This window comes from Orrella daihaiensis (assembly GCF_022811525.1).
Lineage (GTDB): Bacteria > Pseudomonadota > Gammaproteobacteria > Burkholderiales > Burkholderiaceae_B > Algicoccus > Algicoccus daihaiensis.
Window position 1 is genome coordinate 1,221,697 of record NZ_CP063982.1, and the last position, 12,727, is coordinate 1,234,423.

The 12,727-nt window shown below is 55.1% G+C and carries 13 protein-coding genes; 7 read left to right on the forward strand and 6 right to left on the reverse strand.

Translation table 11 applies throughout. The features are described 5' to 3' along the window. Positions 1 to 107 precede the first annotated feature (107 nt). From DHf2319_RS05655 to DHf2319_RS05665, 3 genes are read right to left on the reverse strand one after another with little or no spacing between them, the layout of a single operon-like run. On the reverse strand, positions 108 to 1,277 hold the full coding sequence (locus tag DHf2319_RS05655; protein ID WP_243479830.1) for a vWA domain-containing protein: 1,170 nt from the start codon (positions 1,275 to 1,277) through the stop codon (positions 108 to 110). Next, positions 1,267 to 1,875: a GNAT family N-acetyltransferase gene (locus DHf2319_RS05660; protein WP_243479831.1), complete on the reverse strand. Its 609-nt coding sequence runs from the start codon at positions 1,873 to 1,875 to the stop codon at positions 1,267 to 1,269. Before DHf2319_RS05660 ends, DHf2319_RS05655 begins: the two co-directional genes overlap by 11 nt. Continuing rightward, positions 1,872 to 2,756 (reverse strand): AAA family ATPase, encoded by an 885-nt coding sequence (locus tag DHf2319_RS05665; RefSeq protein ID WP_243479832.1) that lies wholly within the window; start codon positions 2,754 to 2,756, stop codon positions 1,872 to 1,874. Before DHf2319_RS05665 ends, DHf2319_RS05660 begins: the two co-directional genes overlap by 4 nt. Before the next feature lie 200 nt (positions 2,757 to 2,956). Between DHf2319_RS05665 and DHf2319_RS05670 the strand changes: the two genes are divergently transcribed. Together DHf2319_RS05670 and DHf2319_RS05675 are read left to right on the forward strand one after the other, a co-directional pair. Further along, positions 2,957 to 3,259, forward strand: a complete 303-nt coding sequence (locus DHf2319_RS05670; RefSeq protein WP_243480025.1) for a c-type cytochrome — start codon at positions 2,957 to 2,959, stop codon at positions 3,257 to 3,259. Between the two features lie 18 nt (positions 3,260 to 3,277). Next, a complete protein-coding gene (locus DHf2319_RS05675; RefSeq protein WP_369810228.1) occupies positions 3,278 to 3,670 on the forward strand; it encodes a c-type cytochrome in 393 nt (130 codons plus the stop codon). Between the two features lie 59 nt (positions 3,671 to 3,729). Here the strand turns inward: DHf2319_RS05675 and DHf2319_RS05680 are convergent, their stop codons facing one another. Continuing rightward, positions 3,730 to 4,167 carry a DUF1841 family protein gene (locus tag DHf2319_RS05680; protein ID WP_243479833.1) on the reverse strand — a complete coding sequence of 146 codons (438 nt, stop codon included), beginning with the start codon at positions 4,165 to 4,167 and terminating at the stop codon, positions 3,730 to 3,732. Between the two features lie 68 nt (positions 4,168 to 4,235). Here DHf2319_RS05680 and icd point away from each other — a divergent pair, with 68 nt between their 5' ends. The 3 genes from icd (at position 4,236) to DHf2319_RS05695 (ending at position 8,089) form a co-directional block, all read left to right on the forward strand. After that, entirely contained in the window at positions 4,236 to 5,492 is a 1,257-nt protein-coding gene (gene icd / locus DHf2319_RS05685) for an NADP-dependent isocitrate dehydrogenase (RefSeq protein ID WP_243479834.1), read from the forward strand. Between the two features lie 256 nt (positions 5,493 to 5,748). Then, the gene (locus tag DHf2319_RS05690) at positions 5,749 to 6,036 is read left to right on the forward strand and encodes a DUF4212 domain-containing protein (RefSeq protein ID WP_243479835.1); all 288 of its coding nucleotides are present in this window, start codon (positions 5,749 to 5,751) and stop codon (positions 6,034 to 6,036) included. Next, positions 6,029 to 8,089: a sodium:solute symporter family protein gene (locus tag DHf2319_RS05695; protein WP_243479836.1), complete on the forward strand. Its 2,061-nt coding sequence runs from the start codon at positions 6,029 to 6,031 to the stop codon at positions 8,087 to 8,089. The genes DHf2319_RS05690 and DHf2319_RS05695 overlap by 8 nt, the downstream gene beginning before the upstream one ends. On the opposite strand, the gene DHf2319_RS05700 is transcribed toward DHf2319_RS05695, so the two are convergent. Together DHf2319_RS05700 and trxB are read right to left on the reverse strand one after the other, a co-directional pair. Then, complete coding sequence (locus tag DHf2319_RS05700; RefSeq protein WP_243479837.1) at positions 8,051 to 8,641, reverse strand: Smr/MutS family protein; 591 nt, start codon at positions 8,639 to 8,641, stop codon at positions 8,051 to 8,053. The genes DHf2319_RS05695 and DHf2319_RS05700 overlap by 39 nt on opposite strands. Continuing rightward, the gene (trxB, locus tag DHf2319_RS05705; protein ID WP_243479838.1) at positions 8,628 to 9,587 is read right to left on the reverse strand and encodes a thioredoxin-disulfide reductase; all 960 of its coding nucleotides are present in this window, start codon (positions 9,585 to 9,587) and stop codon (positions 8,628 to 8,630) included. Before trxB ends, DHf2319_RS05700 begins: the two co-directional genes overlap by 14 nt. A gap of 114 nt (positions 9,588 to 9,701) precedes the next feature. Here trxB and DHf2319_RS05710 point away from each other — a divergent pair, with 114 nt between their 5' ends. After that, positions 9,702 to 12,077: a DNA translocase FtsK gene (locus DHf2319_RS05710; RefSeq protein WP_243479839.1), complete on the forward strand. Its 2,376-nt coding sequence runs from the start codon at positions 9,702 to 9,704 to the stop codon at positions 12,075 to 12,077. A gap of 4 nt (positions 12,078 to 12,081) precedes the next feature. Then, positions 12,082 to 12,726 (forward strand): outer membrane lipoprotein periplasmic chaperone LolA, encoded by a 645-nt coding sequence (lolA, locus tag DHf2319_RS05715; RefSeq protein ID WP_243479840.1) that lies wholly within the window; start codon positions 12,082 to 12,084, stop codon positions 12,724 to 12,726. Position 12,727 lies beyond the last annotated feature (1 nt).

A 12,727-nucleotide genomic window follows, 5' to 3' on the forward strand; every position in this document is an offset into this window, starting at 1 on the left:
TGCAGCAGAACCTGGTTGGGCCTACTGTTTGTGAGATTATGAACCGCAACCATAGCCGTGCCCTTAACTTGGCGCAATCGGTGTTTGCGCGCGGTGATACCGGACGGTTACTTTGAAAGCAGTCGCATGGCTTGCTCCAAGCCGGCGACCGTGACCGGAAACATGCGCTCTTGCAAGATATTGCGAATGATCGCTATTGACTGACGGTATGGCCATGAGGCTTGGGGTTCGGGGTTGAGCCAGACGGCCTTGGGCCAAGTGCTCACCATGCGCTGCAGCCATTGAGCCCCGGGCTCTTTGTTGTAGTGCTCGACCGAGCCACCAGGTTGCAGGATTTCGTAGGGGCTCATGGACGCATCGCCCACGAAGATTAGCCGCCAGTCGGCATTGAATTTTCTCAGAATGTCCCAAGTATCAAACCGTTCCATTTGGCGTCGTCGATTCGATTGCCACAGGTGCTCGTAGGGACAATTATGGAAGTAGTACACCTCGAGGTTTCTGAATTCGCTGCGCGCAGCAGAAAACAACTCCTCGACGCGCCCAATGTGGTCATCCATGCTGCCACCGACATCAAGCAGCATCAGCACTTTGACGCTGTTGTGACGCTCGGGGATCAGCTTTAAATCCAGATGTCCGGCATTTCTGGCGGTGCTGCGTATCGTGTCGGGCAGGTCAAGTTCAAGGTCTGCACCCTCGCGCGCGAAACGACGCAGGCGGCGAAGTGCTACCTTAAAGTTTCGGATGCCGAGTTCAATTTGGTCGTCGTAGTCACGGAACTGACGCTCGTCCCAGACCTTGACGGCAGTGCGGTTGCCCGCCGATTTGCCACCGACCCGGATTCCTTCGGGGTGGTAGCCCCCGTTGCCAAACGGCGAGGTACCGCCCGTGCCAATCCAGCGGTTGCCACCAGCGTGCCGCTCTTGCTGCTCGTTGAGTCGTTCCTGGAACATGTCCATGAGTTTGTCCCAGCCGTGCTTTTCAAGTTCAGCTTTTTGCTCAGGCGTCAGGCGCCGCTCAAACTCCTTGACCAGCCAATCCAGCGGAATCTCTTTGCTTGGCAGCTTGGCTTGCAGGCTTCGATAGTAGGTACCGAAAGCACGATCGAACCGGTCAAACAGCGACTCATCCTTAATCAGGGTGGTTCTGGCGAGGTAGTAAAAATCCTCCAGGCTTGGTGCCATTAGCGGATTACTCAGCGCATCGAGCAGTGTCAGATATTCCTTGACACTGACTTTGAGCTCGTGCGAGCGCAGGTGATAGAAGAAGTCAACCAGCATGGCGATTTAGGAGGTCAGTAAGGTGAGCTTTGATTTCAGGCCACTCGCCAGCGGTAACGCTATACATGACCGTGTCGCGCACGGTGCCGTCGCGTCTGAGCGCATGGCCGCGGATTACGCCATCGCGCTTGGCGCCCAAGCGCTCGATGGCACGTTGCGAAGCCCAGTTGAAATTGTCAGTGCGCCAGCCTACGGTATTGGCGCCTAGTGCTTCGAAAGCGTGGCTCATGAGCATGAGCTTGCAGGTGGTGTTCAAACCAGTGCGCTGATAGCGCTTGGCATACCACGTGTAACCAATCTCCAGCCTGCCCACATCAGCAATGATGTCGTGATAGCGTGTGCTGCCCACGATCTGGTCAGTGCTCAGGTCACGCACAGCAAAAGGGAGCATATGGCCAGCTGCTAGCCCGTTCAGTGCCGTGCGGATGTAGCCTGTTGCAGCGCCCGGCTCAGGAACCGATGTCACACGCAAGCGCCACAGCTCACCGTCGGCGGCTGCCAATTCGAGCGCAGCTGCATGCTCGAGCGTGAGTGGTTCGAGCCGAACCATGCCGTGCTCCAGGGTGCAGGGTGAGGGGGCTCGGGTAAAAGACGTCATGGTTGTCTGCGAGTGGTGCTGCGTGTGACCGCCGCCAGACGTTCGAGCAGTTGCACGTCTTGCTCGTTTTTAAGCAAGGCACCCGCCAGAATTGGCACGGAAGTTGCGTTGTGAGCATCGATTTGGTCGGCACTGATGTCTTCGGAGATCAACAGGCGCAACCAATCGAGAAACTCGGAGGTGGAGGGCTTTTTCTTAAGGCCTGGTGCATCGCGTAGCGCAAAAAAAGCATCGAGCGCAGCACGCAAGACATCGGCGTGCAGATTTGGATAGTGAACCGCAACGATGGATTTCAAGGTGTCGCGATCTGGAAACCTGATGTAGTGAAAAAAGCAGCGACGCAAGAACGCATCGGGCAAGTCTTTCTCATTATTTGATGTGATGATTACCAATGGTCGGTGCTTGGCCTTGATCGTCTCGTGCGTCTCGTAGACGTGAAACTCCATCTGGTCAAGCTCGCGCAACAGATCGTTGGGGAACTCGATATCTGCTTTGTCGATTTCGTCAATCAAGAGCACCGTGGGTTCATCCGACACAAATGACTGCCACAGCACCCCTTTGACGATGTAGTTGGCAATGTCTTTGACTTTTTCGTCACCAAGTTGCGAATCACGCAGCCGCGAGACAGCATCGTATTCGTATAAACCCTGATGTGCTTTGGTGGTGGACTTGATGTGCCACTGCAACAATGGGCGCCCTAGTGCTGCAGCCACTTCTTCGGCGAGCATGGTCTTGCCGGTGCCCGGCTCTCCCTTGATCAGCAAAGGCCGTTGTAGGGTCAGTGCGGCGTTGACGGCGAGTTTTAGGTCATCAGTAGCAACGTATCGGTCGGTGCCTTCAAAACGTGATGGCTCTTGGCTGGTGCTCGTTACAGAAGTCATTGGGGGCTTTCCTACAACAAAAGTGGTTGTTCTGCCTATATCTGGATCAACAATTATCGTACAATCCGGTAACTTTTCTGGGTCGAAAGCTTTGCGCTTTCGAATCACATCGTTTCACAAAACTAAAGAGTGCACGCATGAATCTGTCACTTCAAGTTGTATCCCGAGTTTTTCGCCGCTCAGTTGTCGGCGCCGCCTGTATGGTTGCGCTGGGTGCGTCGGGCGTTGCCCTGGCAGCTGAGCCCGTCAAGGGCGACATCGAGGCCGGTCGCCAGAAAATCTCCATGTGTATCGGTTGCCATGGCATCCCTGGATACAAGGCTAGTTTCCCCGAGGTCTACGCTGTACCCATGATCGCCGGTCAACAGGAACAGTACATCATTGTGGCACTTCGTGCGTACGCCAACGGCGAGCGCAGTCATCCGACCATGAATGCGATTTCGGCTAGCCTTTCCGAGCAGGACATGGCTGATCTGGCGGCTTACTACGCCAACTTGAAATAAGACCGGACAGGAACAGGAATGGATATGAAACTCGATATGAAACTGGACAAGAAAGCCATCGCCACAAGTGCACTCGCTTTGGCCGGTAGCCTGTTCGCAGTAGGTGCGCAGGCTGCCAATTTGCAAGAAGGGCAGGCGGTGTGGGAGCGTCTGAACTGTGCATCCTGTCATGGTGCCGATGCGGTCAAAGGTGTTGATCCGAGCTATCCAACCCTAGCTGGCCAGCATGCAGACTATCTTGAGCATGCATTGACTGCCTATCAGCGCGGTGCGCGGGGTCTACCGGCCTCGGCCAACGTGCGCAACAACGCCATCATGGCGGCGTTCGCCACTCAGTTGTCCAAGCAAGACATCCAAAACGTCTCGGCCTGGCTGGCCTCCTTGCCATCACCCCTGTCGGTGAAAAAATAGGTTTTTAAAGCAGTCCCTCTGATATTTGATGGTGCTGTACTGGACGCCGGCCCAAGTTCTCACTTGCGGCCGGTTTTTGTTGCGCGGCGCTCGATCAAGTCAATGTAGGTCTCGTTATTCAATGGCTGACCCAGCCTTTGAGCCTCCCAGATCACTTGCCCTAGGCACTCCATGATTTCGTGCACGGCGTCATGCTCACCGAGTCTGGCGGCGAGCTTGGCGTGAGCGGCTCGGATACCCGGTGGCTGATCGATGGATATCTGCTCGGCGATCGCCAAGTGCATGGATAGATGCAGAAACGGGTTAGTGCGGCCTTGTTCGACTGAGTAATCTTTTTCCAGTGCCTCGGGATCCTGCAGCTCGTCGACATATTCCGGGTGCCGCTCAATCAGGTCAGCGGCCATGGTCTCAAGTGGTGTGAGCACACCATTGCCCTGGCGCTTTTGCCAGGCTTGAATCAAAAAAGTGCGTACCTCATCTCGACTGGGGTTAAACATTGGTGTTTCCTGGGTCGGTATGCGAGTTAAACTAGGGGTTTCTCTAACCCCGATTTTGCGGAGTGTTCATGTCATACCAGCATATCAAAGTGCCTAGCGCCGGCCAAAAAATTACAGTTAATGCGGATTTTTCACTGAATGTTCCTGATGAGCCGATTATCCCCTACATTGAGGGTGATGGCACGGGCATGGACATCACGCCAGTGATGCTTAAGGTTGTCGATGCAGCCGTTGCCAAGGCGTACGGTGGCAAGCGCAAAATCCACTGGATGGAAGTATATGCGGGTGAAAAATCAACCCAGGTTTACGGCCCGGATGTCTGGTTGCCTGATGAGACGCTTGACGCAGTTCGAGACTATGTGGTGTCGATCAAAGGTCCTTTGACCACACCAGTTGGCGGTGGCATTCGTTCGTTGAACGTGGCGCTGCGCCAACAGCTTGACCTCTATGTTTGTTTGCGTCCGGTTCGCTATTTCAAGGGTGTGCCTTCGCCTTTGCGCGAGCCAGAAAAGACCAACATGGTGATCTTTCGCGAGAACTCGGAAGACATCTACGCCGGTATCGAGTTTGCAGCTGAATCCGAGCAGGCCAAGGCGTTGATCGACTTTCTGCAATCCAAGCTCGGTGTCAATAAAATCCGTTTCCCCAACACCTCAGGTATCGGTGTCAAGCCCGTGTCCCGTGAGGGGACCGAGCGACTGGTGCGCAAGGCCATGCAGTACGCCATTGACAATGATCGCAGCTCTGTGACGCTGGTTCACAAGGGCAATATCATGAAGTTCACTGAGGGCGGTTTCCGTGACTGGGGTTACGAGCTGGCCCAAAAAGAGTTTGGCGCCGAGTTGATCGATGGCGGCCCATGGTGCAAATTCAAGAACCCCAAAACGGGGCGTGAAATCATCGTCAAGGACAGCATTGCTGATGCATTTTTACAGCAGATCCTGTTGCGTCCAGCCGAATACGATGTGATTGCCACCTTGAACCTGAACGGTGACTATGTGTCAGACGCACTAGCTGCCCAGGTCGGTGGGATTGGTATTGCCCCAGGTGCAAACCTGTCAGATTCGGTCGCCATGTTTGAAGCCACCCACGGCACGGCGCCCAAGTATGCCGGCAAAGACTATGTGAATCCCGGTTCGGAAATCCTGTCTGCAGAGATGATGTTGCGTCACATGGGTTGGGTTGAGGCCGCTGACCTCATCATCAGCAGTATGGAGAAATCGATCCTGTCCAAGAAAGTGACCTATGACTTTGCTCGCTTGCTCGAGGGTGCGACGCAAGTCTCATGTTCCGGCTTTGGGCAAGTCATGATCGACAATATGTAGCTGGAAATAGAGTCAGGTGCGCTAACTTAGGGCATTCCCCGATGTGCACCGCTTAGTGTTAGTGCAAAATTGTAACTATGCAGGTGGGGAGACAATTCCTGCAAGGTGGGACTGGCAGCACTGGTTCGTAAATCCGACAGCACTAACCAAAAAAACCAGAAACGCATCACGGCCGGCACAATGTGTCGGCCGTTTTGTTAAGTGATTCAGCAATCAGTCAGGCCGCAAAAGTCCTGTTTAGTGGTGAGGAATCCGCATGGCAGACCGGTTCATGCAAGAGGGCAAGTCGAGCTACTGGCGGTTTTGTCGGTGGCTGGTGCTCATTTGTCTGATGGCTTGGCTGGTGGCAACGCTGGTCCCACTGGCGTTGGCACAGCTTGGCATTACCGGTTCGGTATTGGGTTGGCCCTTTGTGTTTGCCTTGGCCGCTTTTGTGGTCCCGTTGGTTTACCTGATCATCATCGGGGTATTCAGTCTGGTCATGGACCGTGCCGAGCGCGATAAGCAGGCCGAATATGTCTCAGAGAGGACAACCGATGAGTGAAGGCGCGCCACTAACGGGCCGGGCATGGCAAATCACCTTGGGCAAACGCTACGCTTACTATGCGCTCGGTTTCTGTTTACTGATCGGCGCGTTGGCGGCACTCGAGGTGTTTGGCATTGCCCGTGAGTGGATTGGCTACATTTTTCTGTTCTCAACAGTGGTGATGTACGCAGCCATCGGGATTTTTTGTCGGACATCGGATCCCGTGGAGTATTACGTTGCGGGCAGGCGCGTGCCCGCAGTCTTTAACGGCATGGCCACTGCAGCTGACTGGATGTCGGTCGCGTCATTTCTTGGCGTGGCCGGCACGCTCTATCTGATTGGGTTTAACGGGCTGGCTTTCATCCTCGGTTGGACCGGCGGCTACGTCTTGCTGGTGCTGCTGATTGCGCCTTACTTGCGTCGTTTCGGCTGTTACACCATTCCCGATTTCTTGGGGGCACGGTTTGGAGGACACACCACCCGATTGGTAGCCGTGGTTTGCACCCTGGCGTGTTCGTTTAGTTATCTTGTGGCCCAGATCTACGGCGTCGGTCTGATCACCACACGGTTGACGGGGCTGTCGTTTGAACTTGGCGTCTTTATTGCCTTGGGCAGCATGCTGGTCTGCTCGTTTTTAGGGGGAATGCGGGCAGTCACTTGGACGCAGGTTGGGCAATACATCATTTTGGTGATTGCCTATTTGCTACCCGTTATCTGGTTGTCGATGAATCAGACCGACCGAATACTGCCGCAGTTAGGCGCCGGTCAGGTGCTCGCCCAGGTCGCTGAGCGTGAGAAACAAATCGAGCAAGATCCTGCCGAGGCCCAACTACGTCAATACTGGCAATCGCAAAGCGATTTAAAGCAAATCCATATCGATGCTTTGCCACTGTCCTGGCAAACAGAAAAAGACGCTTTGCGCACCAAGCTGTTGCGTGCGCGCGAGTCAGACGCCTCCATGCTGGAGGTCCGACAGCTTGAACGTGAACTGGCCAAGTATCCGGAATCAGAGCAAGCAGCGCGCGAGCGTTGGGCGGCTGAACGTGATGAGTATCGAGCCCGGGCACAGGCGCCGGAGCCTTTTTTGTCGCCCTTTAACGGTTCGCAGGGTGCCTCTTGGTCGGATGCACAGAATAACTTTCTGGCGCTGCTTGTCTGTCTGATGCTCGGCACTGCGGGCTTGCCACATATCCTGATGCGCTCACTGACGACACCGTCGGTGAGTGCGGCCCGACGCTCGGTGTTCTGGTCATTATTTTTCATTCTCGCGCTGTACTTGATGGCGCCAGCCCTGGCCGTACTCGTTAAAAATGAAATCTATCAGCAAGTGGTGGGTATGTCATTTGCTGAATTGCCTGAATGGATCAGCGTCTGGTCGGCGCTTGATCGATCCTTGGTGGATCTAAGAGACATCAATGGCGATGGCATTGTGCAATTGGCGGAGCTTCATCTGGCATCCGACATGGTGGTGCTCGCGGGCCCGGAAATAGGAGGGCTGCCATACGTGATGTCAGGTTTGATTGCTGCCGGTGCCATGGCCGCGGCACTGTCAACAGCCGATGGCCTGTTATTGACCTTGTCAAATGCCCTGTCTCATGACATGAGCTTTCGGGTGATGTCACCCGACATGAAAAGTCATCGGCAAGTCATCATGTCCAAGGTGTATTTGCTATTCGTCGCTTTTGCGGCCGCCTGGGTCGCTACCCGGACCCCGGGTGACATTATCTTCATGGTGACTGCTGCATTCTCCTTTGCGGCTGCGTCTTTTTTTCCGGCGCTGGTGTTGGGCATTTTTTGGTGGCGCACCACCAGTTTAGGCGCCTCATGGGGCATGTTGACAGGTTTGTTGGTCACAGGCTATTACATGGCATCGACCCAGCCTTGGCTTCGTGAGTTGGTGTTTGGTGTTTCTCGGGCAGAGCCCATCGAGCTTTGGTGGGGTATACAACCAAGTGCTGCGGGTGTGTTTGGAGCACCGGCCGCGTTGCTGGTCATGGTGTTGGTGTCGTTGATTACGCCTAAGCCTGGCGAACTAGCGAAAGCTTTCGTGGCGCGCATGCGAAGACCGTAGTAGCGCAAGCACCGCACCTTTGCCACCATCGGCAGGTGGGGGCGTCACAAAACCTAAAACCTCAGGCATCTGAGTAAGCCAATGGCGCGCAAGATAGCGCAACACCGATGTGCCACCCTCAGAGCCATAGCCTTGACCATGCACGATACGCACGCGGGTAATGCCCCGACCTGCAGCGGTCTGCACAAAATGATGCATCGCCACGCGCGCTTGGTCGCGCGAGAGCCCATGCAAATCAAGTGATTCCCGAATCTTGCTGGCCTCACGTCGAAGACGCCGCAGCGCTTCGCCAGAGACGCCCGAGACTCTGAATGTTTCCGGTGCTTCTTCAAGCGAGTATGGGTCACCATCCGAGAGCTTGGCGTTTGTCGAGGATCCGGTGGTGGCGCGCAGACGGCGCGCGAGCACTTGTTGCGATACGCGGGTAGTTGAGCTTGCAGGTTGATGGGTCACTCGCGTGTGACCCTTCAGAGGTATGACTTGGCGGTAGGCTTGCGCCAGTAGTTTGGCCTGCGCTTCAGACAGCGCTGCTGGCTTGTCAGGCCGACTCATTTTCCAGCCAGCGTTGAGCGTCAAGTGCTGCCATGCAGCCTGTGCCAGCACTGGTAATGGCCTGGCGGTAGACATGGTCTTGTACGTCACCTGCCGCAAAGACGCCTGGTACTGATGTCATGGTTGCCAGGCCCTTTAAGCCGCTGCGAGTAACGATATAGCCGTTTTCCATTTCGATTTGGCCTTCGAAGATACCGGTGTTGGGACTATGGCCAATCGCAATGAATACGCCCGTCACTGCGACATCGATCGGCGCTTGTCCGTTGGTGCTACGCAAGCGCACACCCGTGACGCCAGTGTCATCGCCCAGGACCTCATCAAGCTCACGATAAAGCGCCAATTTAACGTTGCCGTTTTGTGCCTTGTCCATGAGCTTGTCGATCATGATGGGCTCAGCTCGGAATTTGTCGCGACGGTGTACAACCGTGACGGTTTTGCAGATATTTGAGAGATATAACGCTTCTTCAACCGCGGTGTTACCGCCACCGACAACCACCACGTCCTGGTCGCGGTAGAAAAAACCATCACAGGTGGCACAGCCAGATACACCGCGCCCCATGAAAGCTTCTTCTGATGGCAAGCCAAGATACTTGGCAGAAGCGCCAGTGGCCAGAATCAAGGCGTCGCAAGTGTAGGTCTTACCGCCATCGCCGAATAACGTGAAGGGGCGCTTTGACAAGTCGACCTTTTCTATCTGATCAAAAATCAGTTCGGTGTTAAAACGCTCGGCATGTGCCTGAAACCGTTGCATGAGATCAGGGCCTTGAACGCCTTGTGCATCAGCTGGCCAGTTATCCACCTCGGTGGTGGTCATCAATTGCCCGCCTTGCGCCATGCCGGTGATCAGCACAGGATTCAGATTGGCGCGCGCAGCGTAAACGGCTGCTGTGTACCCGGCAGGTCCGGAACCGAGAATGAGGACTTTGGCGTGTTTGATGTCAGACATGATATTCCTGCGTGTAAAAGTAACTATTGAAATAGTATAGCGGTGATTGTAAACAATTACATTTATTATATATTAATAAAATGATAACTATTAGGCGAAGATATAATGGCGCTCATGTCTAAAGTCACCGCCGCATCGGCGCGAGCAGGGCGCTCGGCCCGAAGTTCGCGCAACGTCCGCAATGGACCTTCACCTTTGCAACTGCGTGTGCTCTCGTTTCTACGGGAAGCTCGCTGGGTGCTGTTCGCTCTGCTGGCTGCATGGCTGGCGCTGGTTTTAGCGACCTGGAGCCCGGCCGATCCCGGTTGGTCGCACTCGGCAACCCAGTCGGTGTTGGTTAACCGTGGCGGCATTTTGGGCGCTTACACTGCTGACATCCTCTACTACTTGCTGGGCTTTTCTGCCTGGTGGCTAGTGGTGTTGCTTTTGCACCGGGTCTACGCCGGTTACCGGCGTTTGGTGCATCACTTTCGTGACGAAGGCGATCAAGCACTGGATCGTGTGCGCTGGGAGCAGGGTGTTGGATTTGTTTTGGTGCTCGCAGGATCGGTAGGGCTGGAGTCCTTGCGCTTGGCTTCACTGGGCGTTGACCTGCCAAGCAAGACTGCCACGATCAGTGGCGCTGGCGGTGTGATCGGTTATGCCTGGTCGTCGCTATTGAACATGTTGGTGGGATTCACCGGTAGCACGTTGATACTGATCGCCATGCTGGTGATCGGCTCGAGCCTGTTTTTTGGGTTTTCCTGGATGATGGTGTGTGAACGGCTAGGTACTTGGCTAGAGCGCGGTGTGATGGGGATCTATTACGCCTATCAGGCTCGTCAGGATCGACGCTTGGGCGAGGCGGCTTTGGCGCAGCGCCATGAGGATGTTGAAAAACGCCATGATCAAATCACGCATGAACAACCGGTTCGCATCGAACCCGCTGTGGCGAGCGTGCCAAAATCTGAGCGGGTCCAAAAAGAAAGGCAGCAGTCGTTGTTTCAGGAGGCGGCTGCTGGCGATTTGCCTGAAGTCAGTTTGCTGGATGCGCCACCAGAGATGGTCGAGACCGTATCGCCTGAGACCATTGAATTCACTTCGCGGCTGATCGAGAAAAAACTCTCCGACTTCGGTGTTCAGGTGACGGTGGTGGCCGCGCAAGCTGGGCCGGTGATCACCCGATATGAGATTGAGCCTGCCACGGGTGTCAAAGGCAGTCAGATTGTTAACCTCGCTAAAGACCTTGCACGCGCGCTGAGCTTGGTCAGTATTCGGGTGGTGGAGACGATCCCTGGCAAGAACCTGATGGGCCTAGAGCTGCCCAACCCCAAGCGGCAAATGGTCAAACTCTCGGAGATTCTTGGCTCCCAAACCTATCACGCCAGTGCATCACTTTTAACCATGGCCCTTGGCAAAGATATCGCCGGTAATCCGGTGGTGGCTGATCTGGCCAAAATGCCTCACTTACTCGTGGCTGGTACCACGGGCTCTGGTAAGTCGGTTGGCATTAACGCCATGATTTTGTCACTGCTTTATAAAGCCGATGCCAGCCACACGCGGTTGATTCTGATTGATCCGAAGATGCTTGAGATGAGTGTCTACGAGGGCATCCCGCATCTGCTGGCACCGGTGGTGACCGACATGCGTCAGGCTGCCAACGCGCTGAATTGGTGTGTCGCTGAAATGGAAAAGCGCTACAAGCTCATGAGCAAAATGGGTGTGCGCAATCTCAGTGGCTTTAATACCAAAATCCGTGATGCAAAAAAGCGCGATGAGGTGATACCCAACCCGTTTTCATTAACGCCCGAGGCGCCAGAGCCATTGTCCGAGCTACCTACCATTGTGGTGGTGATCGATGAGCTTGCCGACCTGATGATGGTGGTTGGTAAAAAGATTGAAGAATTAATCGCTCGTCTCGCGCAAAAAGCCAGGGCGGCCGGCATCCATCTGGTGCTGGCCACGCAGCGTCCGAGCGTGGATGTCATCACTGGACTGATCAAGGCCAATATCCCAACTAGAATCGCTTTTCAGGTGTCTTCCAAAGTCGATTCACGTACTATTCTGGACCAGATGGGTGCTGAGACCCTTCTGGGTCAGGGTGACATGCTCTACATGCCGCCGGGTACCGGTCTGCCAGTTCGTGTGCACGGGGCTTTTGTGTCAGACGACGAAGTGCATCGGGTGGTCGAGTCCCTCAAGGCACAAGGCGAGCCCAACTATATTGAAGGTCTGCTAGAGGGGGGTGTGGCTGGCGAGACCGGTGACGGTGTTGGTAGCGTCACGGGCTTTACGGATGCTGAGGCAGACCCGTTATATGACCAGGCCGTCGCGATTGTTTTAAAGAACAAGCGCGCTTCTATTTCACTGGTGCAGCGTCATTTGCGTATCGGCTATAACCGTGCAGCGCGATTGCTTGAGCAAATGGAGCAGGCTGGCGTGGTGTCGAGCATGCAGTCCAACGGCAATCGTGAGATTCTTGCCCCTGCGGGCCCTTCCGATGAAGATTAAGTGCATGACAGGTGCCAACGCCTCGGTTCGTCGACGCTTGCTGGTTGGCCTTGGCGTGTTGGCCTTGTCAGGGGGGGCGGCTTGGGCGGCACCCGCGATTGAACAGTTCGAACAGTTCGTACAGACAGTACCAGCTGCGCGCGGCACGTTCGAGCAATTCACCGTCGGCCCCGATGGGCGCACGAGTCGCGCACAAACCGGTGTCTTTGCATTCGATCGGCCCGGCAAGTTTCGTTGGGATATCCAGACACCCCAACCACAGTTAGTGGCCAGTGACGGACGCACGCTGTACCAGCATGACCCTGATTTGCAACAGTTGACCGTGCGCGCACTTGATCAATCGATTGGGAGTTCGCCGGCTGCAATCTTGTTTGGACAGGGCAAATTGCAAGATGCTTTTGAAGTGTCTGAGTTGCCAGATGACGATGGCATGATGTGGTTACGTGCCGTACCCAAACGGCCAGACGCCGGTTTGACACAACTCGACATTGGCATGCGCGAAGGTCGGCCAGCTCGACTGCTATTAGTTGACGGCTTCGGGCAGACCACGCGGATCGAGCTTTTAACGCTGCGTGCGCAATCGGAGTTCGGTGCCAATGAGTTCGTCATTGACCCGCCACCGGACACCGATGTTATCCGGTTGCAATAAC

Coding starts and splice junctions, on each gene's coding strand:
- DHf2319_RS05655 (WP_243479830.1), bottom strand. CDS start 1,277: ATGCTGGTTGACTTCTTCTATCACCTGCGCTCGCACGAGCTCAAAGTC.
- DHf2319_RS05660 (WP_243479831.1), bottom strand. CDS start 1,875: ATGACGTCTTTTACCCGAGCCCCCTCACCCTGCACCCTGGAGCACGGC.
- DHf2319_RS05665 (WP_243479832.1), bottom strand. CDS start 2,756: ATGACTTCTGTAACGAGCACCAGCCAAGAGCCATCACGTTTTGAAGGC.
- DHf2319_RS05670 (WP_243480025.1), top strand. CDS start 2,957: ATGGTTGCGCTGGGTGCGTCGGGCGTTGCCCTGGCAGCTGAGCCCGTC.
- DHf2319_RS05675 (WP_369810228.1), top strand. CDS start 3,278: ATGGATATGAAACTCGATATGAAACTGGACAAGAAAGCCATCGCCACA.
- DHf2319_RS05680 (WP_243479833.1), bottom strand. CDS start 4,167: ATGTTTAACCCCAGTCGAGATGAGGTACGCACTTTTTTGATTCAAGCC.
- icd (WP_243479834.1), top strand. CDS start 4,236: ATGTCATACCAGCATATCAAAGTGCCTAGCGCCGGCCAAAAAATTACA.
- DHf2319_RS05690 (WP_243479835.1), top strand. CDS start 5,749: ATGGCAGACCGGTTCATGCAAGAGGGCAAGTCGAGCTACTGGCGGTTT.
- DHf2319_RS05695 (WP_243479836.1), top strand. CDS start 6,029: ATGAGTGAAGGCGCGCCACTAACGGGCCGGGCATGGCAAATCACCTTG.
- DHf2319_RS05700 (WP_243479837.1), bottom strand. CDS start 8,641: ATGAGTCGGCCTGACAAGCCAGCAGCGCTGTCTGAAGCGCAGGCCAAA.
- trxB (WP_243479838.1), bottom strand. CDS start 9,587: ATGTCTGACATCAAACACGCCAAAGTCCTCATTCTCGGTTCCGGACCT.
- DHf2319_RS05710 (WP_243479839.1), top strand. CDS start 9,702: ATGTCTAAAGTCACCGCCGCATCGGCGCGAGCAGGGCGCTCGGCCCGA.
- lolA (WP_243479840.1), top strand. CDS start 12,082: ATGACAGGTGCCAACGCCTCGGTTCGTCGACGCTTGCTGGTTGGCCTT.